Raw genomic sequence first — 21,554 nt, 5'->3', positions numbered from 1 at the left:
GCATCCGTCGTCTCACGACGTGCGCGCCGCTGCGAGCTCAGTCGAGGAACAGCGCGCGCAGCCGTTTGGTCGTGAACACGAGCCCGATCGCGATCATGACGAGGTAGTAGAGCACGTGCCAGAGCATGTCGACGCTCAGGATGCCGGTCGTGAGCCCGCGGATCAGCTCCACCCCGTGCCACAGCGGCAGGGCCATGACGATCTGCTGCACCCAGCCGGGGTAGACCGTGATCGGGTAGAACGTGGCGGAGAACAGGAACATCGGCAGGAGCACGAAGTTGATCCAGTCCATCTGCTGGAACGTCTTCATGTAGCTCGTGACGGCCATGCCGAGGCTCGCGAAGCCGAAGGCGATCAGCACGACCGCGGGCAGGGCGAGCACCGCGGTCCAGGCGAGGTTGAGCCCGAGGACCTGCATGATGATCATGAACCCGGTCGCGTAGGCGAGTCCGCGCAGCAGCGCGTAGAGGATCTCGCCCAGGGCGACGTCGAGCGGTCCGAGCGACGTCGCGAGCATCCCCTCGTAGAGCTTGCCGTAGTTGAGCTTGAAGAAGACGTTCCACGTGGAGTCGTAGATGGCGCCGTTCATCGCCGACACCGCCAGCAGCGCCGGGGCGATGAAGGCGGCGTAGCTGACGCTCGCGCCCTGGGTGGTCTCGACGTCACCGATGAGCGCGCCGAGGCCGATGCCCATCGAGGCCAGGTAGAACACCGGCTCGAAGAAGCCGGAGAGCACGACCGCCCAACTCGACGACCGGGCCGCGATGAGCCCGCGTTGCACGACGGCGCCCGGGTTGCCCGCCCACAGCGCGCGGACGCCGCCGCGGCGGGCCGCGGTGGAGGGCACCTCGACGACGGCGCTCATTTCGCGAGCCTCTCGGTGAAGACGCGGCGGGCGAACAGGTAGCCGACCACCGCGAGGGCGAGCAGGTAGACGAGGTGGACCGCGACCATCACCGGGTCCACCGCCGCTCCGTAGGTGGCGACGCGACCGAGTTCGGCGCCGTGCCACAGCGGCGAGACCCACCCGATCCACTGCAACCACAGCGGCAGCGAGTCCAGCGGGTAGAACGTGCCGGAGAACAGGAACATCGGCATGAAGAGGAAGCGCTGCACGAGGGCGAACTGCCCCTTGTCGTCTTCGATCGACCCCGCGTACGCCATGAGCGGGATGCCGAAGGCGAGCCCCGCCAGCACACCGGCGAACACCGCGAGCCACCCCGTCGCGGGATGCGGCACCGCCCCGAACGGCAGCAGCCAGACGATCAGGTAGTACGCGGCCGAGGCGACGACCATGCGCGCCGTCGCCCCCGCGACCACCCCGTTCGCGATCTGCGGGCTCGACAGCGGCGACGCGTTGAAGCCGTAGAAGTAGCGCCGCCACTTGAAACCGGCCATGACCGGATACGTCAGCTCCTCGCTGGCCACCGAGATCGTCGCCGTCGCCAGCAGCGCCGGCGCGACGAACATCAGGTAGCTGACCTCCTGCCCGTGGTCGACGATCGGCACGCGGATGAGCGCGGCCAGGCCCACCGCGAGGCCGAGGAGGTACAGGATCGGCTGCCCGACGGCGCCGACGATGATCGTCCAGCCGTATGCGCGCATCGCGCGCACCATGTGCTCCGTGACGTACCAGCTGCCGCGCCGGCGGGGCTTGCGTCCCCACGCCATCGCCTCGGCACGCAGCTCGTCGAGGCTCGGATGCGTCCCGGCATCCGTCTGCGGCGCGCTCATTCGATCAGCGACCTTCCCGTGAGCCGCAGGAACACGTCCTCCAGCGACGAACGACGAACGAGCGAGGTGATCGGCTCCAGGCCCTGGGCGGTGACGCGCTCGAGGGCCGCTTCGCCGTCGTCGGCGTAGATCAGGATGCGGTCGGGGAGCACCTCGACGCGGTCGCCGATGCCGGCGAGGCTCTCGGCGACGACGGCGTTGCGATCGGAGCCGAAGCGCACCTCCAGCACCTCGCGGCTCGAGTGCGCGCGGATGAGGGATGCCGGGGTGCCCTCGGCCATGATGCGTCCCTTGTCGACGACGATGAGCCGGTCGCACAGCTGCTCGGCCTCGTCCATGTAGTGCGTGGTCAGCACGAGCGTCGTGCCGCGCTCCTTGAGACGGAACAGGCGGTCCCACAGCACGTGGCGCGCCTGCGGGTCGAGGCCCGTCGTCGGCTCGTCCAGCAGGAGGATGCGAGGGTCGTTGATGAGTCCGCGGGCGATCGTGAGGCGGCGCTTCATACCGCCGGAGAGCTGGTCGACCTTGTTCTTCGCCTTGTCCTCGAGCTGCGCGAAGGCGAGCAGCTCATCGGCCTTCTCGTGGCAGACCTTGCCGGGAAGACCGAAGTACCGCCCGTAGATGTAAAGGTTCTCGCGGGCGTTGAGCTCCCCGTCGAGGTTGTCCTGCTGCGGGACGACGCCGAGCCGCGAGCGGATCTCGGGGCCGTATCGGTCGGGGTCGAGTCCGAGGATCTGCAGCTCGCCCGCGGTGCGGGTGGAGACGGCGCCGATCATCTTCATGGTCGTCGACTTGCCGGCCCCGTTCGGGCCCAGCAGACCGAACGACTCCCCCGGCGCGACCTCGAAGCTGAGACCGTCGACGGCGACGAAGTCGGGCTTCCCCTTGACCTTGTAGGACTTCACGAGGTGACGAGCGGAGATGACAGGAGCGGGCACCGGTCCACCCTATCCGCGGCCTCCGACAGGGCACGCACCGTTCATCCGTCCCGCGATGTCGCGAGCGACGGCGGGTGGCGACACCAGGGGACGGATGGGCGTCACTCGGCATCCGGATGTGCGGGAAGCGGGAGGGTGACCCCGCGCGGCGCCGCCGAGAGAGAAGATAGAGGCACCCGAACACCGCCCGAAAGCTCCCATGTCTTCTGCCAGCACCACCCGCCCGTCCCGCAGCCGCCGCCGTCCCGCCGACGATGGGCCCCGCGCGAACCTGCGACAGCTCCTCCCCTTCGTCTTCGAGCAGAAGGGTGTGCTCGTCGTCGTGGCCGTGCTGAGCGTGCTCGCCGCGGTCGCGACGCTCGCTCAGCCGCTCGTCGTCGGCCAGGTCATCGACCGGGTGCAGAAGGAGGATCCGCTCGGGGTGCTCGTCTGGGTGCTGGTGGGCCTCGTCGTCGCGTCGTCGGTGATCAGCGGCATCCAGCACTTCCTGCTGCAGCGCACGGGCACCGCGGTCGTCTACTCGAGCCGCCGCCGCCTCATCGCCCAGCTGCTGCACCTGCCGGTGCAGGAGTACGACGCGCGTCGCACGGGAGACCTCGTCTCGCGCGTCGGCACCGACACGACGCTGCTGTACGCCGTGCTCACCCAGGGCCTCGCCGACTCGATCGGCAATGCGCTCATCTTCGTCGGCGCGATCGTCGCGATGCTCATCATCGATCCGGTGCTGCTGGCGCTCATCCTCGTCGTCGTGGGGGCGTCGGTCGCGGTCGTGGTGGCCCTCAGCGGGCGCATCCGTCGCGCGACCGCCGTGCAGCAGGAGAAGGTCGGCGAGCTGGCCTCGGGCGTCGAGCGCGCGGTCGGATCGATTCGCACGATCCGCGCTTCGGGGGCCTCGGAGCGCGAGCGCGAGAGCATCGAGCACACCGCGCGGGGCGCGTACGAGGCCGGCGTGCAGGTCGCGAAGGCGTCGGCGTTCGTCGTGCCGGTCGCCGGTGTCGCGCTGCAGCTGTCGTTGCTGGTGGTCCTGGGCGTCGGCGGGTTCCGCGTCGCCTCGGGAGCCATCACGATCGCGGGGCTGGTCACGTTCGTGATGTTCCTCTTCTTCCTCGTCCAGCCCCTGGGCTCGTTCTTCGGGGCGATCACCTCCGTCGGACAGGCCCTCGGCGCCCTGGGGCGCATCCAGGAGGTGCTGGATCTGCGCACCGAGACCGCGTGCGACGCGGAGGTCGCGGCATCCGTCGCCGTCGGCACCTCGCCGATCTCGACCGCCGCCGCGCACGAGGACCAGACGCCGCCGGCGACGATCGAGTTCCGCGACGTCCGGTTCTCCTACCCGGATGCCGTGGTCAGCGCGCGCCGCCGCTCGGAGGCGGAAGCCGCGGCCCTGCTCGCCGAGGCGCACGCCGACGCCACCGTCGAGGTGTCGGACACCCCGGGCGAAGTGCTGCGGGGCGTGTCCTTCCGCGTCCCGCGCGGCGCCCGCGTCGCCCTCGTCGGGCCGTCCGGAGCCGGCAAGTCGACCACCCTGGCCCTCATCGAACGCTTCTACGACCCCACCGGCGGGGCGATCCTGCTCGACGGCGTCGACCTCCGCGGCATCGACCGCACGCGACTGCGCGCCCAGCTCGGCTACGTCGAGCAGGATGCGCCGACCCTCGCCGGCACCATCGCCGACAACCTCCGGCTGGCGTCGCCGACGGCCTCCGACGAGGACTGCGAGCGGGTGCTGCGCGCCGTCAACCTCGGCGACGTGCTGGAGCGCTCCCCCCTCGGACTCGAGGCCCCCGTCGGCGAGGCGGGCGTCATGCTCTCCGGCGGCGAGCGCCAGCGCCTCGCGATCGCGCGGGCGCTGCTGGCCGCTCCCCCGGTGCTGCTGCTGGACGAGTCGACCTCGTCGCTGGACGGGCTGAACGAGCAGCGCATGCGCGAGGCGATCGACGCCGTCGCGACCGGCCGCACGCTCGTGGTCATCGCCCACCGTCTGTCGACCGTCGTCGACAGCGACCTGATCGTGGTGATGGACCACGGCCGCGTCGTGGGCCAGGGCACGCACTCCGAGCTCGTGGAGACCGTGCCGCTGTATCGCGACCTGGCGAAGCACCAGCTGCTGGTCTGATCCGCCGACACGACGAAGGGCCCGCCGACGCCGGCGGGCCCTTCGCGTGTCACGGTCGGCTCACTTGCCGCCGAGCGCGTCCTTCGCGTCCTTCGCCGCGTCCTTGACGTCGGCGGCCGCGTCCTTCGCGTGAGCCTTGACCTGGTCGGCCTTGCCCTCGGCGACGAGCTTGTCGTTGTCGGTGAGGTTGCCGATCGCCTCCTTGGCCTTGCCGGTCAGGTTCTCGGCGGTGTTCTTGATGTCGTCTGCGAGGCCCATGGGGGTCTCCTTTCTCTGTGGTGGTTCTGGGTGTTCTTCTCAGGGATCCCCGGCAGGCGGGGACGTTCGACGGCGTCAGGCGACGCGGCGCTCGTGGGCGAAGGCGGACCGCAGCCCGCCCGTGAGCTGGACGACCAGCGGGAGGGCGAGCCCCAGGCGCCGATCGGTGTCGGCCACGGCGGCGGACACGCGACGCTGGACGAGTGCCAGGTCGGCGCGGGGGCGCACCTGCACGCGGACGCGCACGAGACGGCCGCGACGACGACGGAGGGTGACCGCCGACACCGTCAGCACGTCGGGCACGTCGGCCAGCGAGCGCCGCAGCAGGTCGGCGACGACGCCGTCGTCGATGGCGATCCCCCCGTCGTCGACGGCCGCACGCACGTGGCGCTCGCCACGGGTGAGGACGATCACGAGAGCGATCACGACGCCCAGGGCCAGGATGCCGGCGGCGATCCCGGCCTGTGCCCGGGGAGCGAGCCCCGTGCTGCGGACGGCGTCGGCGAGCGGTGCCAGCAGCGGCATCGCCTGCCCGCCCGCCAGGACGGGCCAGGCGGCGGTGACGGCGACCGCGACGGCGACGAGTGCGAGCAGGAGCAGGATCGCGCGATTGAGGATGCGGGCCCCGAGAGTCATGAGAGTCGTCCTTCCGCGGCGACGTCGATCCGCGCCGTCAGACGCGGCGCGGCGCCGAGTTCGGTGAGCAGGTCGTCGGCCGCGCGCGACACCCGCTCACGGTCGACCGGGAACCCGGTGGACGGGGTGAGCGAGACCCGGGCGCGGCGACCGCCGAGCCGGGTGGTCACGTGGGAGGCGGCCACCGCCGCGGCGCTGCCGGCCGTGCGGGACAGCGCGCCCGCCATGACGGCGTCGTCGACGACCAGGGGCACCCGCCCGGCGGCGAGGGCCCGGCGGTGCGTGCGCCCGGGGGCGAGTGCGCCCCAGAGGCACAGGAGGCCGAACACCGCGGCGGTCGCGGCGACGATCGTCCCCGTCGTCCCGCCGCCGGTCAGCGCGGCGCCGATGGCGTCCGGGGCGACGAGCGCGGGCGGCTGCCCGAGCGCGGCGAGCACCGCCTCCACGGCGAGCAGGACCGCGACCGCGGCGGCGACCAGCAGCGCGACGGCCACCCAGACGGCGCGCGAGCGCCCCTGCAGACGCTTCGCAGCGGCCCGCTCGACGCGGTCGGGACGTTCCGCCGGGACGGCGTCCGCCGTCGTCGGTGTCGTGTTCACGAGCCGCTCCTTTCTTCGGTCACGAGATGTGTGATGCGCAGTCGGATCTCGCCGACGCGGGCACCGGTGAGCTCGGTCACGCGCTCGCCGGTGCGGGTGCGCGCCGATGCGGCGCCGGTGGCGATGGGCTCGGCGTCGCCGCGGATGCCGCTGGTGAGATCCAGGGCGAGCGCCCCGCCCGCGTCGCGCACGCTCGCGCGGGCCGCGCGGGCGGGGACCCCCAGCTCATCGGCGAGCACCGCCGCCGCGACGCGCTCGTAGGCCCGTGTGGCGATGGTGACCCGACCGGGGATCCGTGCGGCATCCATGATCAGCCCACCCGCCGTCCGCGGGCCGCGTCGATCGCCGCGCGCAGGTCGATGCGACCCGACACCGCGGCGCCGATGAGACCGCCGAGGGCGGCGAGCACCGCCACGAGCACCATGCCCCAGAACCCGAACGCCAGGACGGCGAAGGCCAGGACGGCGCCCGCGACGGCACCCCACACCGTGGGGCTCGCGCCGGTCACTGGACGCGCTCCGGGGCGGGCGCGTCGTCGTCACCCGGGATGTGGACGTCCACGACGGTCACGTTGACCTCGGTGACCTCCATGCCGGCCAGCTCCGTGATGGCGTCGGCGACGGCCGCGCGGACGTCGGAGGCCACGCGCTGCAGCTGCTCGGGGTACTCGGCGACGATCGTGATGTCGGCGGCGACCTGCTTCTCGCCGACCTCGACGTTCACGCCCTGGCCGAGGTCCTTCGCGCCGACGGCCTCGCGGATGCTGCCGATCACGCGGGCGGCGCCGCCGCCGAGGGCGTGCACGCCGGGGACGGAGGATGCCGCGATGCCGGCGATCTTCGCGATCACGGGGTCGACGATGACGGTCTTGCCGCCGCCGGCGACGGGAGCGGCGTTCGGGGTGGGGGTGGTCGTGGTGGCCATGATCTGTGTCCTTTCCGCACCCTCGGGTGAGGGCGTTCACGAGTGTGACGGGCGCCGCGGCCCGATCGTCACGGTCGATTCCCTGGCAGTTCGCTGAGTGCGGTGACGCCGGTGCCGGACGTGACCCCGACACCGTCCGCATAGACGCTGCGGGAGGCCGCGCGCAACCCCTTGGCGCGCCGCCGCGTTCGTGGCACGGTCGTCGTAGACCGGGGGGACCGTGCCGCTGCGGCACGAGGGAGCACAGGGGAAGGAGCGCGTGTGGAGACGCTGACGCTCGTCGAGGACGGCGTGCTCGCGGCGCGCGCCGCCGACGGGGACGAGCGCGCCTTCGCCGTGCTCGTGCGTCGCCACAGCGGGTACCTGATCGGCTTCGCGACGCGCCTGCTCGGCTCGCGCGCCGACGCCGACGACTGCGTGCAGGAGGCGCTCATCGTCGCCTGGCGGCGACTGCCCGAACTGCGCGAGCCCGCACGCGTGCGCTCCTGGCTGTCGACGATCGTGGCCCGCAAGGCCACCGACCGGCTGCGCTCGGCGCGCCCCTCGACGCCCATCGAGGATGCCGAGCCCGAAGCGCTGCAGCCGACGCCCGACGAGTCCGCCGTGGCATCCTCTCAATTGGACACGCTGCGGCGCGTGCTGGACGACCTGCCGGTCGAGCAGCGCACCGTGTGGCTGTTGCGCGAGGTCAGCGGGTACGGCTACGACGAGATCGCCCGCGAGCTCGGCGTCTCGGCCACGGCCGTCCGCGGCCGCCTGGCGCGCGCACGCGCGACCATCTACGACCGCATGCAGGACTGGAGGTGAACGAGATGACACGCGAGGAGATCGGAGAGTCGGGCCACACCCTCGAGGAGCTCGCCGCGTACCACGACCGTGGGCGCACCCCGGCGATCGCCGCCATCGAGGGCGATCCGCAGTGCCGCGCCGTCCTCGACTCGATGGATCGGCTCGGGGCGCTGTCGCGCGAGCTGGTCGAGCACGACGCCCGCACCGACGTGTCGGAGTCATGGTTCCAGCAGATCCTCGGCGAGGTGGCTCGCGAGTCGCGGGCCGGACGCGACCTGCCGCTGATCGACGACGAGCCCGTTCGCATCGTCGTCACCGAGGGCGCGGTGCGCGGACTCGTCCGCGACGCGGGAGACGACGTGGAGGGCGTGCTCGTGGAGCGCGTCGACGTGGACGTCGACACCGCCGCGCGGGTCGACGTGCGGATGACGATCAGCGTGCTGCACGCCGTCGTCCTGCGCGGCGACGGGCTGCCGGGCGTCGCCGACCGGGTGCGCACGCGCGTGCGGCACGCGCTGGAGGAGTACGCCGAGTGGACGGTGGGCGAGATCGACGTGGTCGTCGACTCGCTGCGGGTGCGGGAGGACGAGCGATGAGCGACCTGTCGATCCCCGCGGCGGACGGCCTGCGCCCTTCCGACCTGGCGGCGACCGTGGATGCCGCCGCGCGCGCCGTCGCCGGCGTCGCGGAGCTGTACTACGCCGCGCCCCTGCCCGCACGCCTGTGGTGGGCGACCGTCGCGCCGGACGGCGCCTACAGCGTCGTCGTGCGTCGTGCCGACGCCGTCGAGGCGACGGTGAGCATCGGCGTGACCGGGGGGCGCGTCGCCGAGGTGTCCCGCGAGGTCGCCGCACGCGTTCGCGACGCGATCGGCGACCCCGATGCCCGGGTCACGGTGCGCGTCAGCCGGATCACCCCCGGCTGAGCCCGCTCACGCCTCCCGCCGGAGGCGGTAGCGCAGGGCCGCGAGCTCGGCGTAGAGCGCGGCCGGGACGCGGCCCTCGAAGGTGCGGTAGAACTCCTCGGTGAGGTCGGTCTCCTGCAGCCACAGGTCGCGGTCGATCTCGAAGAGGGCGTCCAGATCGCGCTGCGGCACCTCGATGCCGGCGAGGTTGAGGTCGTCCGTGAGCGGCAGCCGCCCGATGGGGCTGTCCACGGCGGACACCCGGCCCTCGATGCGGCGGATGATCCAGTCGATGACGCGCGCGTTGTCGCCGAAGCCGGGCCAGAGGAAGCGGCCGTCGTCGCCCTTGCGGAACCAGTTCACCTGGAAGATGCGCGGCGCGCGGTCGAACCGCAGCTGCTGGCCGACCGCGAGCCAGTGGCCGAAGTAGTCCGCCATGTTGTAGCCGCAGAACGGCAGCATCGCGAAGGGATCGCGGCGCAGCTCGCCGACGGTCCCCTCGGCGGCGGCGGTGCGCTCGGAGGAGATGTTGGAGCCGAGGAAGACGCCGTGCGTCCAGTCGGTGGCCTCGACCACCAGCGGCACGTTGGTGGCCCGGCGTCCGCCGAAGAGGATGCCGTCCAGCGGCACGCCCTCGGGGGCCTCCCAGTCGGGAGCGATCTGCGGGCACTGACCCGCGCTCACCGTGAAGCGCGAGTTCGGGTGCGCCGCGGGCCGCCCGGATGCGGGCGTCCAGGGGTTGCCCTCCCAGTCGGTGAGCTCGTCCGGCACCTCGTCGGTGAGGCCCTCCCACCACACGTCGCCGTCGGGGCGCAGCGCGACGTTCGTGAAGATCGTGTTGCCCCAGAGCGTCTCCACGGCCGCGACGTTCGTCGACTGTCCCGTGCCGGGCGCGACCCCGAAGAAGCCCGCCTCGGGGTTGATCGCCCAGAGCCGGCCGTCCTCGCCGGGGCGCAGCCACGCGATGTCGTCGCCCAGGGTCTCCACGCGCCAGCCCGGGATGGTCGGACGCAGCATCGCGAGGTTCGTCTTGCCGCACGCCGAGGGGAAGGCCGCCGCGAGGTGGAAGCTGCGCCCCTCCGGGCTGATGACGCGGATGAGGAGCATGTGCTCGGCGAGCCAGCCCTCGTCGCGTCCGATGACGGAGGCGATGCGCAGGGCGAAGCACTTCTTGGCCAGGATCGCGTTCCCGCCGTAGCCGGAGCCGAACGACCACACCTCGAGCGTGTCGGGGAAGTGCACGATGTACTTCTCGTCGTTGCACGGCCACGGCACGTCCTGCTGGCCCGGGGCGAGCGGGGCTCCGACCGAGTGGACCGTCTTCACCCACGGCTTGCCGTCGGCGATCTGCTCCAGCACGGCGGTGCCGACGCGGGTCATGATCCCGATCGAGGTGACCGCGTAGGCGCTGTCGGTGATCTGGACGCCGATGTGCGAGAGCGGCCCGCCGACGGCTCCCATCGAGAAGGGGACGACGTACATCGTGCGCCCGCGCATCGATCCCTCGAACAGCGGCGTGATCGTCGCGCGGATCTCCTCCGGGGCGACCCAGTTGTTCGTGGGGCCGGCATCCTCCTCCCGCGCCGACGCGATGAAGGTGCGCGCCTCGGTGCGGGCGACGTCGCTCGGGTGCGAGCGGGCGAGGTACGAGCCGGGGCGCCACTCGGGGTTGAGCTTGATGAGCTTGCCCTCCTCCACCTGCTCGCGCAGCAGCGCCTCGTTCTCGGCGCGCGAGCCGTCGACCCAGTGGATGCGGGCCGGTTGCGTGAGAGCGGCGATCTCGTCGACCCAGGCGAAGAGCTCCTCGAGACCCGCGCCGGCGGCCGTGGGGCGCCGTCCGAACCGGGCGGGCGCAGCGGGTGCGCTCCCGCCCGCGGGAAGAACGGCGGTGGGGCGGGTGAACAGGTCGGCGATGGCCATGTCAGCTCCTTCGGCGTGGCAGCGGATGTCTGGTGCGTCCCTTCCACTGTGCAGGCTGAATGCGCCCGATTATCAGCCACCTCGGCGTCAAGAATCGCTTTTCTTTCGCTATGCTCAAGGAATGGCGCCCACCCCCCTCGAGCTGTCGACCCTCGGACACCGCATCCGTCACCAGCGCGTCTCGCACGGCCTGACCCTCGACGAGCTGGGCGGCCTGGTCGGTGTCGCCGGCAGCCAGCTCAGCCTGATCGAGAACGGCAAGCGCGAGCCCAAGCTCTCGCTGCTGCAGGCGATCGCCGGCGCGACCGGCACCGACGTCACCGATCTGCTCTCCCCGGAGCCGCCGAACCGCCGGGCGGCCCTCGAGCTCGAACTGGAACGCGCTCAGGCCTCGCCGGTGTTCCGGGCCCTCGGCATCCCGTCGATCCGGGTGACGAAGGCGACCACCGACGAGACGATCGAGTCGGTGCTCGGCCTGCACCGCGAACTGCAGCGTCGCGAGCGTGCCGCCATCGCGACGCCCGAGGAGGCGCGCCGCGCCAACACCGAGCTGCGCCTGCGCATGCGGGCGAAGGACAACTACCTGCCCGATGTCGAGAAGCTCGCGGAGAAGCAGCTGAAGGCGGCCGGCCACGTCACGGGGGCCCTGACCCACCGCACGGTGAGCATCATGGCCTCCCAGCTGGGCTTCGAGCTCATCTACGTCGACGACCTGCCACATTCGGCGCGCTCGGTGACCGATCTCGAGAACGGACGCATCTACCTGCCGCCCGCCTCGATCCCCGGCGGCCACGGACTGCGCTCGATGGCGCTCCAGGCGATGGCGCACCGCCTCCTGGGGCACACGCCGCCCACCGACTACGCCGACTTCCTGCAGCAGCGGCTCGAGATCAACTACTTCGCGGCCTGCTGCCTGATGCCCGAGACGGCCTCGGTCGCCTTCCTGGCCCAGGCCAAGAAGGACCGCAACCTCGCCGTCGAAGACTTCCGCGACGCGTTCGGCGTCACGCACGAGGCGGCCGGGATGCGGCTGACGAACCTTCTGACGCAGCACATCGGCATCCGCCTGCACTTCCTGCGCGTCGACGGGTCGGGGGCGATCAGCCGCGCGTACGAGAACGACGGGCTGCCGCTGCCGCTGGATGTCACGGGGTCGGTCGAGGGCCAGGTCGTCTGCCGGCGCTTCGCCGCGCGGTCCGCCTTCGCGGAGCAGAACCGCACCGTCGAGCACTACCAGTACACCGACACCCCGGCGGGGACGTTCTGGTGCTCGAGCCAGACGGGCCGCACGGCCGACGGCGAGTATTCGATCACCGTGGGCGTCCCGTTCGACGACGCCCGCTGGTTCCGCGGACGCGAGACGCAGAAGCGCGCGAGCTCCACGTGCCCCGACGAGTCGTGCTGCCGCCGGCCGGATGCCGCGCTCACCGAGCGCTGGGCGGGACGCGCCTGGCCGAGCGCGCGGGTGCACATGCAGATGTTCTCGCCGCTGCCGCGGGGAGCCTTCCCCGGCGTCGACGACGGAGAGGTGTACGCCTTCCTCGACCGGCACGCGCAGGGCTGAGGCTCGGCCGCGCGACGGGTGCGGGTTGAGCGTCGCCGCGCGGGCGGTGTACCCTCGCATCTTGTGAGGTTCGCCTAACCTCACCGGATCCTCCGTCAACGGGGGCCCGGTGGGACTGCGATGGGGCAGCGGGCACCGGCCTCTCTTCTCCTCACCCGAAGAAGCATCTGTGCTCGCCACCTTCCTCATCGGCCTCCGCGAGGGCCTCGAAGCCGCGCTGGTCGTCGGCATCCTCGTCGCCTACCTGGGCCGTATCGGCCGACGCGACGTGCTGCCGCGACTGTGGATCGGCGTCGGGCTGGCCATCGCCCTCGCCGTCGGCATCGGCGCCATCCTCACCTTCGGCGCGTACGCCCTGACCTTCACGGCGCAGGAGCTGATCGGCGGACTGCTCTCGCTGGTCGCCGTCGGGATGGTCACCTGGATGATCTTCTGGATGCAGCGCACCGCGCGCACCATGAAGGCGACGCTGGAGGGCGGCATCGACCGCGCGCTCGCCACGGGCGGGCTGTGGGGCATCGTGCTGATCGGGTTCGTGTCGGTCGCGCGCGAGGGCATCGAGACGACCCTCCTGCTGTGGTCGATGGTGCAGTCCTTCGGCGACACCCCGACGGCGCTCGCGGGCGCCCTGCTCGGACTCGCGGTCGCCGTGCTGCTGGGGTGGCTGCTCGCGCGCGGCATGGTGCGGCTCGACCTGCGCGTGTTCTTCGGCTGGACGGGGGCGTTCCTCGTCATCGTCGCCGCCGGGGTGCTCGCCTACGCCGTCCACGATCTGCAGGAGGCCGGCGCCCTTCCCGGGCCGTTCTCCGCCCTCGCCCCGGTCGACGCGGCCGGCAACGTCGCCGTCGGCCTGTCGGCCTTCCCCTTCGGCTGGGCGTTCGACGTCAGCGCGGCCATCACGCCGAGCGGCCCGCTCGCCGTCCTCCTCCAGGCGACCGTCGGCTTCATGCCGCAGATGTCCTGGCTGCAGGTCGTCGCCTGGGTGCTCTACCTCGCCGTCGTCGGCACCCTCTTCGTCCGCGGCCTGCGCCGCCGGCCCGCCCGTTCCGCGGCATCCCCCGTGATCCCGCCCGTTCCGCACCACCAAGGAGCATCATGACCCGCATGCGTACCTGGGGCGCCGTCGCCGCACTCGGCGCCGTCTCCCTCGTGCTGGCCGGCTGCGTCGCGAAGAGCGACGTCACGGCCTCCGACGCACTCACCGTCACCTCGACCGACACGTCGTGCGAGGTGTCCACGGCGACCGCGACGAGCGGGACCCTGACGTTCTCGGTGAGCAACGCGAGCTCGCAGGTGACGGAGTTCTACCTGCTCGCCGACGACGGGCTGCGCATCGTGGGAGAGGTCGAGAACATCGCGCCCGGCGCGTCGCGCACCCTGACCCTCGTCGCGCAGCCGGGGGACTACTTCACGCTCTGCAAGCCGGGGATGGTGGGCGAGGGCGTCGGCCGGGCCGGCTTCTCGGTCACGGGCGACGCCGTGACGGCGGCCGGTGACGACGGGGAGCAGAAGCAGAAGGCCGTCGGACTCTACGCGGCGTTCGTGACGGACCAGGTCGAGCAGCTCGTGCCCGCCGTCGACGCATTCGTGGCGGCCTACGTCGCCGGCGACGACGAGAAGGCGCGGTCGCTGTTCGCGAGCACGCGCGCGTTCTACGAGCGCATCGAGCCGGTGGCGGAATCGCTCGGCGACCTCGACCCGCGCATCGACTACCGCGAGGTGGATGCCGTCGCGGAGGGTCTCGAGTGGACGGGCTTCCACCGCATCGAGAAGGACCTCTGGGTGCCGGCGCAGGACGCGCTCAACTCCGACGGCGCCACGTCGGCGTGGAAGGACTGGGCTCCGTCCACCGCCGCCGAGCGCGCGACTCACGGCGACAAGCTGATCGCCGACGTCGCCGAGCTGAACGCGTACGTGCACTCCGACGCCTTCCAGACGGCACTGGACGAGCAGGGTGTCGCCGGCATCTCCAACGGGGCGATCGCCCTGCTCGACGAGGTCGCGACGGGCAAGATCAGCGGCGAGGAGGACTGGTGGAGCGGCACCGACCTCGCCGACTTCGCGGCCAACGTCGAAGGCTCGAAGATGGCGTTCTCGCTCGTCAAGGACTTCGCCGTCTCCTCCGGCGACGAGGGCACGCAGCTCGCGGGCCGGATCGAGGCCGGGTACGCCGACCTCGAGGCGGCGCTCGCGACGCACGGCTCGCTCAGCGCCGGCTTCGTGAACTACCGCGAGCTCAGCGAGAGCGACAAGCGTCAGCTCACCGATCTCATCAACGCGCTGGCGGAGCCGCTGTCCAAGCTCACGTCCGCCATCCTGCAGTGAGCGGGGAGCTCCCCGACGACGCCGCGTCGCCGCGCGCAGGCCTGAGCCGTCGGGGCCTCCTGGGCCTCGCCGCGGGCGTCGGCGCCGCCGGTCTCGCCGTCGGCGCCGGGGCGGGCGCCGCCGCCGGTGTCGCGGTCGGCCGGGCGCGCGGCGCGGCCGGCACCGCCTCGCCCTACGCGTTCTACGGCGCGCACCAGGCGGGCATCACGACGCCCGTGCAGGACCACCTGCACTTCGCCTCGTTCGACATGATGGACCGCACCACGCGCGCGGACCTCATCGAGCTGCTGCAGGACTGGTCGTACGCGGCATCCCGGATGACCCAGGGGCTCGACGTCTCGGCGAGCGGGGCCGTCGGAGGCTCCCCCGAAGCGCCGCCGGACGACACCGGCGAGGCGCTGGGGCTCGCCGCGAACGGGCTCACGATCACGTTCGGCTTCGGCCCGACGCTGTTCACCGCCGCGGACGGCACCGACCGCTACGGCATCGCCGACCGCGCGCCGGCCCTGCTGACGACGCTGCCGCCGTTCCTCGGCGAGGACCTCTCCCCCGACCACACGGGCGGCGACCTCTGCATCCAGGCGTGCGCGGACGATCCGCAGGTGGCGGTGCACGCGATCCGCAACCTCAGCCGCATCGCCTTCGGCCGCGCCCGGCTGCGCTGGTCGCAGCTGGGGTTCGGCAAGACCTCGAAGACGACCGCCGACCAGGCGACGCCGCGGAACCTCTTCGGGTTCAAGGACGGCACCGCCAACATCCTCGCCGACGACCAGGCCGCCCTCGACGCCCATGTGTGGGTCGGCGACGGCGACGGGCCCGCCTGGCTGACGGGCGGCTCCTACCTGGTGGCGCGCAAGATCGCCATGCTCATCGAGACCTGGGATCGCGTGCGGCTGAGCGAGCAGGAGCGCATCACCGGCCGGGACAAGGCCCACGGCGCTCCCCTGTCGGGAGGCGAGGAGCAGAGCGCTCCGGATTTCGCCGCGGTCGGCGCGACCGGCCGGCCGGCGATCGACGCGCGCAGCCACGTGCGGCTCGCGCACCCCGACCTCAACGGCGGCATCCGCATCCTGCGGCGCGGGTACAACTACGTCGACGGCAACACCGAGCTCGGCCGGCTCGACGCGGGCCTGTTCTTCCTCGCGTACCAGCGCTCACCCGAGCAGTTCGTCACGCTGCAGCGCGCGCTGTCGACGGACCTGCTCAACGAGTACATCCGCCACATCGGCTCCGGCCTCTGGGCCGTTCCTCCGGGAGCCGTCGCGGGCTCGTACGTGGGCGCCGGCCTCTTCGGCTAGCGTCGGGCGCCGCTCAGGCGCGCAGGAAGCGCGCGAACCGCGCGAGCGCGTCGTCGAGCGATGCCGCGTCCATCCCGTCGGCGAACGGCTCGGGCACGGGGTCGAGATGGTGGCGGCCGACGGCCGTCGAGTGACGCCAGGTGCCGACGACCTCGCCGTCGACGACGAGGACGGGGCGCACCAGGCCGTTCAGCGTGGGTCCCACGGCGGCCAGGTGGTCCGGCGGGCAGACGAGCGAGCGGTCGGCGTACGACAGGTAGTACTCGTCGAAGGGGGGAAGCGCCAGCGCGGCGCCGGGCGGCGGCGCGGACGACGGGGACGGCGGACGGTGCGTCGCGTCGAGAAGATCGTCGTCGAGCTCGACCACCCGCTCCCCCGCCCCCTCCCGCGCCGCACGCGCCAGGCCGATGGGCAGACCCGCCCACCAGCCGAAGTCGGCGAGACCGGCGGGGCCGTGCCCGGCCAGGTAGCGCACGAGGAGCTCCGCGAGCGGATCGGCCGGGGCCACGGCATCCGGGAGCCAGTCCTCGGCCGCGACGAGGTACTGCTCCCGCGTGGGCGCGCCCGCGCGCGGGACGACGGGCCCGAGCACCACGACCCCGCGGACGGCGAGCGCGGACAGCAGGTGGTTGCCGCGCGAGGCGCTGACGTCGCCGCCGGACGCGGAGACCAGGTCGGCGAACTCGGCGCGGGTCAGCCGGTTGCCGCCCGCCAGCGCGGCGCGCGCGGCCCGCTCGGCGCGGTCGATCGCGTCGGCGTCGATGCCGAGGCGGCGGTGCATCGCCGCGGACTGGCGCTGCTGGCGCTCGCGGGTGACGGACAGGATCCACGCGAGGTCTTCGGCGGCGACGATGTGGAGCGTCCCCCGCTGCGTCCAGGAACGCACGAGCGCGCCGCGCGCGAACGCGTCGTCGACGTCGGCGAGCGTCGGCGAGCCGGCCGTGCGGATGCCGAGGGCCCAGCGTCCCGCCCAGAACTCCTGCGCCTGGGTCGCCGCCAGCCGCCGCGCGGCGGCGGCGGGGTCGGGCTGCGCGGCGGGCAGGGCGTGCGCGGCCAGCCGGGCGGCGCGCAGCGGGTGCGGGTGCATGTGCTCATCCTGCCCCGCTCAGCCGACACGGTGCGCATCGACGGTCACGGAGTCTGCGCACCGCGTCAAGACCGGCCGGCGCCGACGCCGCACACTGGAGTGAGGACGATCGAGGAGACCGCCATGTCCCACCACGAACACCACGACGCCGCGGGCGGCAACCCGGACCTGATCCCGATCCGGGTCGCCGATGCGACGCCGCGCCATCCGCTCGACCCGCTCACCGCCGCCGAGATCGAGCGCGCCCGCGAGATCCTGGTCGACGCCGGACTGCTCACCGAGACGGTGCGCGTGCCGATGCTGCTGCCCGACGAGTACGACCGGGCGGAGCTGGCTGCGTGGTCGCCCGGCGACGAGATCGATCGGCGGGTCGACGTCACGCTGCTGGATGCCGCGACGGGCGCGGTCACGGAGGCGATCGTCTCGATCACCCGCGGCGCGGTCGTCTCGCAGCGCGCGCATGACCCGTCGGCGGCGCCGTACGGTCAGCCGCAGTATCTCTTCGAGGAGTACGAGCGCGCCGCGGAGATCGTCAAGGCCTCCCCCGAATGGCGTGCCGCGATGACCCGGCGCGGTCTCGCCGACCGCATGGAGCTCGCGTTCTGCGGCCCGCTCGCCCCCGGTTTCGTCGGACGGGCGAACGAGGTCGGGCGCCGCGTGATCCGCTCGCTCACGTTCCTGCGCGACAGCGAGGACGACAGCCCCTGGGCCCACCCCGTCGAAGGCCTGATCGTGCACGTCGACCTCGTGAGCGACGAGGTGATCGGCATCGAGGACGACGGCGACATCCCCGTTCCCGCCGGCAGCGGCAACTACACCCCGGATGCCGTGGGCCCCGCACGCCGGAGCCTGAAGCCGATCGAGATCGTCCAGCCGGAGGGGCCGAGCTTCCACGTGGACGGCCACCACGTGCAGTGGGAGAACTGGACGCTGCGCGTCGACTTCAACGCCCGCGAAGGTCTCGTCCTGCACGACGTGCGCTTCGACGACCGCCCCGTCCTCGCGCGGGCGAGCGTGCCGGAGATGGTGGTCCCCTACGGCGACACGACGCCGACGCGTTTCTGGATCAGCTACTTCGACGCCGGCGAGTACCTGCTCGGCAAGAACGCGAACCACCTCGAGCTCGGCTGCGACTGCCTCGGGGTCATCCGCTACTTCGACGGCTACGTCGCCGACGACCACGGCCACGCGGTGCAGATCCCGAACGTCGTGTGCATGCACGAGGAGGACTACGGCGTGCTCTGGAAGCACACCGAGCCCGGTCCCATCGGCGCGCACGTGCGCCGCTCCCGCCGGCTGGTCGTGTCGTACTTCTCGACGATCGGCAACTACGACTACGGGTTCTTCTGGTACTTCTACCTCGACGGCTCGATCCAGGTGGAGGCGAAGGCGACGGGCATCGTCTTCGTCGGCGCCGGCATCCCGGGCTCGACCAACCCGCACGCGGCCGAGATCGCCCCGGGCGTCTTCGCGCCCGTCCACCAGCACCTGTTCTCGGCGCGGCTCGACGTGGCCGTCGACGGCGTCGACAACCGTCTGGTCGAGATCGACGCGGCGCGTATCCCCATGGGAGCGGACAACCCCTTCGGCAACGCGTTCACCTGGACCGAGACGCCGCTGCGCACCGAGCGGGAGGCGCAGCGCCTCGCCGACACCTCGGTCGCGCGCGTCTGGGAGGTGCGCTCGGCATCCCGGACGAACTACGTCGGCAAACCGACCGCGTACCACCTCATCCCCCAGCCGACGGCGCTGCTGATGGCCGACCCCGCCTCCTCGGTGGCCGCGCGCGCCGCGTTCGCGACGAGACACCTGTGGGCGAGCGCCTACGACCGCGACGAGCGGTGGCCGGCCGGCCGGTACCCGAACGCCCATCAGGGCGGCGCGGGTCTTCCGGCCTACACGGCCGACGACCGCTCGATCGACGGCACCGACCTGGTGCTCTGGCACACGTTCGGCCTCACCCACATCCCGCGCCCCGAGGACTGGCCCATCATGCCGGTGGACTACGCCGGGTTCTGGTTCAAGCCGTACGGGTTCCTCGACGTCAATCCGGCGATGGACGTGCCGGAGTCGAGTCAGGCGCACGCGGTCGGCACGGCGACGACCGGAGACGGCGGCTGCGGCCGCGGCGAAGACTGCACCTGCGGTCGGTGAACGACATAACGGCCGACGTCGTCCTGCGCGGCGGGACGGTGCTCACGCTGGACGGGTGGGCACCGGGCCGGACCGGTCGCGTCGCGGATGCCGTCGCGATCCGCGGCGGGGTCGTCTGCGCGCTCGGCGCGGCCGCCCGCGAGATGATCGGTCCCGGCACGCGGGTGATGGAACTGGACGGGCGCACGGTCGTCCCCGGACTCAACGACACCCACCTCCACCTCGCCTGTTACGCGATGGGACGCCACGGCCTGCGCGACGCGTCGCCCGAGCGCATCGGATCGTGGAGCGGGCTGTCCGAGGTGCTCACGCGCGACGCGATCGGTCCGGACGGCTGGATCCGGGCGCGCGGCTGGGACAGCGCGCGCATGGGCCGTGCACCGACCCGCACGGACGTCGACGCGGCGCTGGCGGCGAACGCGCTGTCCGGCACGCCCGCGGTGCTCTTCGACGCGACCGGTCACGAACTGCTCGTCGGCTCGGCCGCACTCGAGCGGTGCGGAATCGATGCGCGCACGCCCACCCCCGACGGCGGTGCCGTCTCCCGCGCGGCCGACGGCACCCCGACGGGCGTCTTCTCCGACGCCGCCACCAGACTGGTGCTCTCCGCCCTGCCCGTCATCGGACGCGATGCCCTGACCGCGGTGCTGCGGACGGCGCTGCAGGATCTCGCACGGCTCGGCATCACGTCGGTCACCGACCCGGCGATCGGGCCGGGTCACGCGACGCTGTTCGACGGGTCGGCCTCCTACGAGGCGCTGGAGGCGCTGCGGCGGCTGTCCGCGCAGGACCGGCTCACCGTCCGCACCCAGGTGCTGCTGCTCTTCTCCGGTACGGGCGGCGAGACCGCGCGCACGGTCCGCGAGGGGATCGCCGGCGCACCGCGCCTCGCCGCGGGAGAGGAGCGTCGCCTGCGCATCGCCGGGGTGAAGGTCTTCGCCGACGGCATCCCCCGCAGCGCAACCGCCTGGCACCGGGAGCCGTACGGCGACCCGCACACCCGGGGCCGCCTGGCCGTCGCGGGCGACACGGACCAGGCCCGCCTGCGCGAGCTCGACGACATCCTGGGCGTCATCGCCGAGGCGGGACTGCAGGCCGGTGTGCACGCCACGGGAGACGCCGCGTCGGATGCCGTCGTGTCGAGCCTCGCGAACCGCCCGGCGACGAGCGCGACCCGCCCGTACCTGATCCACGGCGACTTCCTCCCGGCGGACGGGATGGACGCGCTCGCCGCCGCCGGGATCGGGTGGACGGCCAACCCCGTCATCTCCACGGCGGTGTGCTATCTCGGCCATCGGCTGTTCGGGCGGGAGCGCCAGGAGCAGCGCCAGCCGCTGGCGAGCGCCCTGCGGGCCGGCGTCGCTGTCACGCTGTCCTCGGACGCCCCCGTCGTGGATCCCGACTGGCGCCCGGCGATCATCGCCGCCGTCGAGCGCACCCAGATCGACGGGGCCCGCCGCGCGGGCGATCCGGAGGCGGTCACCGGGATGGACGCGCTGGCCATGATGACCGTGAACGCGGCGCGACTGGACGGTGCCGAGAGCTGGAAGGGGCGGCTGGCGCCCGGGTTCGCCGCGGATCTGGTGGTGCTCTCCGGCGAATGGCCCCCGGATGAGGAGATCGGCGCGCTCGCCGACCTGCGCACGGATCTGACGATGGTCGGTGGACGGGTCGTCTACGAGGGCTGAGGCACCGCCCGGTGCGGACGCAGGCCGTCCAGCAGATCGTCCAGCGCCGCGACCTGGCGCTCGGGCGTGGTGGTGTCGGGCATGAGCAGGCACATGATCTGCAGGCCGGCGTTGAAGCTCGTGATCTGGTCGATGACGACGTCGATGTCGACGTCGTCACGGATCTCCCCGTCCTCACGGGCCTCGGCGAGCGAGGCGGCCATCTGCCGTCGCCAGGCCAGCGCGTTCGCGCGGTGCGCGTCCCAGAGCTCCTCGTCCTGCACGGCGCGGTCCCAGAAGGCGACGACCACGCGCGCCTCGAGGGTGCGCTCGACGCCGAGCGGCATGATCTCGTGACACAGGGTGCGCAGGGCCGTCAGCCCGCGCTGACGGGCGAGCGCCTCCCGGGAACGCTCGTTCGTGCGGGTGTGCGCGCGGACGAAGGCCGCCGCCAGGAGGCTCTCCTTGTTCGGGAAGTACCGCTGCAGGGCCCCGTGGGCGAAGCCCGCCTCCGCCGCGATCTCCCGCATGGTGGCGCGTTCGAATCCGCCCCGCTCGATGAGACGCCACGTCGCATCGACGATGAGCTCGCGACGCTGGTCATGATCGACGATCTTCGGCACAGAAGCCCTCCGTTCTCC

General features: G+C 72.6%; 22 protein-coding genes. 10 read left to right on the top strand and 12 right to left on the bottom strand.

Going from position 1 to position 21,554, the window contains the following annotated elements; translation table 11 throughout:
- Positions 1-37 precede the first annotated feature (37 nt).
- From L0965_RS09680 to L0965_RS09670, 3 genes are read right to left on the bottom strand one after another with little or no spacing between them, the layout of a single operon-like run.
- Complete coding sequence (locus L0965_RS09680) at positions 38-865, bottom strand: ABC transporter permease (protein ID WP_060961007.1); 828 nt, start codon at positions 863-865, stop codon at positions 38-40.
- Entirely contained in the window at positions 862-1,734 is an 873-nt protein-coding gene (locus L0965_RS09675) for an ABC transporter permease (RefSeq protein WP_060961008.1), read from the bottom strand. The genes L0965_RS09680 and L0965_RS09675 overlap by 4 nt, the downstream gene beginning before the upstream one ends.
- Entirely contained in the window at positions 1,731-2,672 is a 942-nt protein-coding gene (locus L0965_RS09670) for an ABC transporter ATP-binding protein (RefSeq protein ID WP_060961009.1), read from the bottom strand. The genes L0965_RS09675 and L0965_RS09670 overlap by 4 nt, the downstream gene beginning before the upstream one ends.
- A gap of 199 nt (positions 2,673-2,871) precedes the next feature.
- Here L0965_RS09670 and L0965_RS09665 point away from each other — a divergent pair, with 199 nt between their 5' ends.
- Positions 2,872-4,788, top strand: a complete 1,917-nt coding sequence (locus tag L0965_RS09665) for an ABC transporter ATP-binding protein (protein WP_101306756.1) — start codon at positions 2,872-2,874, stop codon at positions 4,786-4,788.
- 60 nt (positions 4,789-4,848) lie between these two features.
- Here the strand turns inward: L0965_RS09665 and L0965_RS09660 are convergent, their stop codons facing one another.
- From L0965_RS09660 to L0965_RS09635, 6 genes are all read right to left on the bottom strand, one after another.
- Positions 4,849-5,046 carry a CsbD family protein gene (locus L0965_RS09660; protein ID WP_036314858.1) on the bottom strand — a complete coding sequence of 66 codons (198 nt, stop codon included), beginning with the start codon at positions 5,044-5,046 and terminating at the stop codon, positions 4,849-4,851.
- 75 nt (positions 5,047-5,121) lie between these two features.
- Entirely contained in the window at positions 5,122-5,682 is a 561-nt protein-coding gene (locus L0965_RS09655) for a hypothetical protein (protein WP_101306757.1), read from the bottom strand.
- The gene (locus L0965_RS09650; RefSeq protein ID WP_061782044.1) at positions 5,679-6,281 is read right to left on the bottom strand and encodes a DUF6286 domain-containing protein; all 603 of its coding nucleotides are present in this window, start codon (positions 6,279-6,281) and stop codon (positions 5,679-5,681) included. The genes L0965_RS09655 and L0965_RS09650 overlap by 4 nt, the downstream gene beginning before the upstream one ends.
- A complete protein-coding gene (locus tag L0965_RS09645; protein ID WP_061782043.1) occupies positions 6,278-6,589 on the bottom strand; it encodes a hypothetical protein in 312 nt (103 codons plus the stop codon). Before L0965_RS09645 ends, L0965_RS09650 begins: the two co-directional genes overlap by 4 nt.
- 2 nt (positions 6,590-6,591) lie before the next feature.
- Positions 6,592-6,789, bottom strand: a complete 198-nt coding sequence (locus L0965_RS09640) for a DUF2273 domain-containing protein (RefSeq protein ID WP_060961015.1) — start codon at positions 6,787-6,789, stop codon at positions 6,592-6,594.
- Positions 6,786-7,205, bottom strand: a complete 420-nt coding sequence (locus L0965_RS09635) for an Asp23/Gls24 family envelope stress response protein (protein ID WP_060961016.1) — start codon at positions 7,203-7,205, stop codon at positions 6,786-6,788. Before L0965_RS09635 ends, L0965_RS09640 begins: the two co-directional genes overlap by 4 nt.
- A gap of 261 nt (positions 7,206-7,466) precedes the next feature.
- On the opposite strand from L0965_RS09635, the gene L0965_RS09630 reads away from it, so the two are divergent.
- The 3 genes from L0965_RS09630 to L0965_RS09620 are packed head-to-tail and all read left to right on the top strand — an operon-like array spanning position 7,467 to position 8,919.
- On the top strand, positions 7,467-8,012 hold the full coding sequence (locus L0965_RS09630) for an RNA polymerase sigma factor (RefSeq protein WP_060961017.1): 546 nt from the start codon (positions 7,467-7,469) through the stop codon (positions 8,010-8,012).
- Positions 8,013-8,017: 5 nt separating this feature from the next.
- A complete protein-coding gene (locus tag L0965_RS09625; protein ID WP_061782042.1) occupies positions 8,018-8,590 on the top strand; it encodes a hypothetical protein in 573 nt (190 codons plus the stop codon).
- Positions 8,587-8,919 carry a hypothetical protein gene (locus tag L0965_RS09620; RefSeq protein WP_101306759.1) on the top strand — a complete coding sequence of 111 codons (333 nt, stop codon included), beginning with the start codon at positions 8,587-8,589 and terminating at the stop codon, positions 8,917-8,919. The genes L0965_RS09625 and L0965_RS09620 overlap by 4 nt, the downstream gene beginning before the upstream one ends.
- Positions 8,920-8,925: 6 nt before the next feature.
- Here L0965_RS09620 and L0965_RS09615 read toward each other — a convergent pair whose 3' ends face one another.
- On the bottom strand, positions 8,926-10,818 hold the full coding sequence (locus L0965_RS09615) for a phosphoenolpyruvate carboxykinase (GTP) (protein ID WP_060961020.1): 1,893 nt from the start codon (positions 10,816-10,818) through the stop codon (positions 8,926-8,928).
- 121 nt (positions 10,819-10,939) lie between these two features.
- On the opposite strand from L0965_RS09615, the gene L0965_RS09610 reads away from it, so the two are divergent.
- The 4 genes from L0965_RS09610 to efeB all read left to right on the top strand — a co-directional run bounded on the left by L0965_RS09610 (position 10,940) and on the right by efeB (position 16,005).
- The gene (locus L0965_RS09610; RefSeq protein ID WP_060961021.1) at positions 10,940-12,382 is read left to right on the top strand and encodes an XRE family transcriptional regulator; all 1,443 of its coding nucleotides are present in this window, start codon (positions 10,940-10,942) and stop codon (positions 12,380-12,382) included.
- 169 nt (positions 12,383-12,551) lie between these two features.
- Complete coding sequence (gene efeU / locus L0965_RS09605; protein ID WP_101306760.1) at positions 12,552-13,481, top strand: iron uptake transporter permease EfeU; 930 nt, start codon at positions 12,552-12,554, stop codon at positions 13,479-13,481.
- On the top strand, positions 13,478-14,707 hold the full coding sequence (gene efeO, locus L0965_RS09600) for an iron uptake system protein EfeO (protein WP_101306761.1): 1,230 nt from the start codon (positions 13,478-13,480) through the stop codon (positions 14,705-14,707). The genes efeU and efeO overlap by 4 nt, the downstream gene beginning before the upstream one ends.
- Positions 14,704-16,005, top strand: coding sequence for an iron uptake transporter deferrochelatase/peroxidase subunit (gene efeB, locus L0965_RS09595; RefSeq protein ID WP_101306762.1), 1,302 nt, complete (start codon positions 14,704-14,706; stop codon positions 16,003-16,005). The genes efeO and efeB overlap by 4 nt, the downstream gene beginning before the upstream one ends.
- Before the next feature lie 13 nt (positions 16,006-16,018).
- Here efeB and L0965_RS09590 read toward each other — a convergent pair whose 3' ends face one another.
- The gene (locus L0965_RS09590; RefSeq protein WP_101306763.1) at positions 16,019-17,092 is read right to left on the bottom strand and encodes a winged helix DNA-binding domain-containing protein; all 1,074 of its coding nucleotides are present in this window, start codon (positions 17,090-17,092) and stop codon (positions 16,019-16,021) included.
- Positions 17,093-17,215: 123 nt separating this feature from the next.
- On the opposite strand from L0965_RS09590, the gene L0965_RS09585 reads away from it, so the two are divergent.
- Both L0965_RS09585 and L0965_RS09580 read left to right on the top strand, forming a co-directional pair.
- Entirely contained in the window at positions 17,216-19,246 is a 2,031-nt protein-coding gene (locus L0965_RS09585) for a primary-amine oxidase (protein ID WP_082734233.1), read from the top strand.
- Positions 19,243-20,934, top strand: a complete 1,692-nt coding sequence (locus L0965_RS09580; protein WP_101306764.1) for an amidohydrolase — start codon at positions 19,243-19,245, stop codon at positions 20,932-20,934. Before L0965_RS09585 ends, L0965_RS09580 begins: the two co-directional genes overlap by 4 nt.
- Here the strand turns inward: L0965_RS09580 and L0965_RS09575 are convergent.
- A complete protein-coding gene (locus L0965_RS09575) occupies positions 20,922-21,536 on the bottom strand; it encodes a TetR/AcrR family transcriptional regulator (protein ID WP_060960435.1) in 615 nt (204 codons plus the stop codon). The genes L0965_RS09580 and L0965_RS09575 overlap by 13 nt on opposite strands.
- Between the last annotated feature and the right edge of the window lie 18 nt (positions 21,537-21,554).

This window comes from Microbacterium sp. NFH-22A-Y (assembly GCF_021401375.1).
GTDB classification, from domain to species: Bacteria; Actinomycetota; Actinomycetes; order Actinomycetales; family Microbacteriaceae; genus Microbacterium; species Microbacterium hominis.
Note: the sequence above shows the minus strand (reverse complement) of the source record. Positions and strands in the feature narration are given on the sequence as shown.

Excerpts from the sequence above, each read along its gene's own strand:
- L0965_RS09635 (WP_060961016.1), bottom strand. The coding sequence starts at position 7,205 with ATGGCCACCACGACCACCCCCACCCCGAACGCCGCTCCCGTCGCCGGC.
- L0965_RS09645 (WP_061782043.1), bottom strand. The coding sequence starts at position 6,589 with ATGGATGCCGCACGGATCCCCGGTCGGGTCACCATCGCCACACGGGCC.
- L0965_RS09620 (WP_101306759.1), top strand. The coding sequence starts at position 8,587 with ATGAGCGACCTGTCGATCCCCGCGGCGGACGGCCTGCGCCCTTCCGAC.
- L0965_RS09615 (WP_060961020.1), bottom strand. The coding sequence starts at position 10,818 with ATGGCCATCGCCGACCTGTTCACCCGCCCCACCGCCGTTCTTCCCGCG.
- L0965_RS09655 (WP_101306757.1), bottom strand. The coding sequence starts at position 5,682 with ATGACTCTCGGGGCCCGCATCCTCAATCGCGCGATCCTGCTCCTGCTC.
- L0965_RS09660 (WP_036314858.1), bottom strand. The coding sequence starts at position 5,046 with ATGGGCCTCGCAGACGACATCAAGAACACCGCCGAGAACCTGACCGGC.
- L0965_RS09590 (WP_101306763.1), bottom strand. The coding sequence starts at position 17,092 with ATGCACCCGCACCCGCTGCGCGCCGCCCGGCTGGCCGCGCACGCCCTG.
- L0965_RS09610 (WP_060961021.1), top strand. The coding sequence starts at position 10,940 with ATGGCGCCCACCCCCCTCGAGCTGTCGACCCTCGGACACCGCATCCGT.
- L0965_RS09680 (WP_060961007.1), bottom strand. The coding sequence starts at position 865 with ATGAGCGCCGTCGTCGAGGTGCCCTCCACCGCGGCCCGCCGCGGCGGC.
- L0965_RS09665 (WP_101306756.1), top strand. The coding sequence starts at position 2,872 with ATGTCTTCTGCCAGCACCACCCGCCCGTCCCGCAGCCGCCGCCGTCCC.
- L0965_RS09625 (WP_061782042.1), top strand. The coding sequence starts at position 8,018 with ATGACACGCGAGGAGATCGGAGAGTCGGGCCACACCCTCGAGGAGCTC.
- efeO (WP_101306761.1), top strand. The coding sequence starts at position 13,478 with ATGACCCGCATGCGTACCTGGGGCGCCGTCGCCGCACTCGGCGCCGTC.
- L0965_RS09675 (WP_060961008.1), bottom strand. The coding sequence starts at position 1,734 with ATGAGCGCGCCGCAGACGGATGCCGGGACGCATCCGAGCCTCGACGAG.
- L0965_RS09585 (WP_082734233.1), top strand. The coding sequence starts at position 17,216 with ATGTCCCACCACGAACACCACGACGCCGCGGGCGGCAACCCGGACCTG.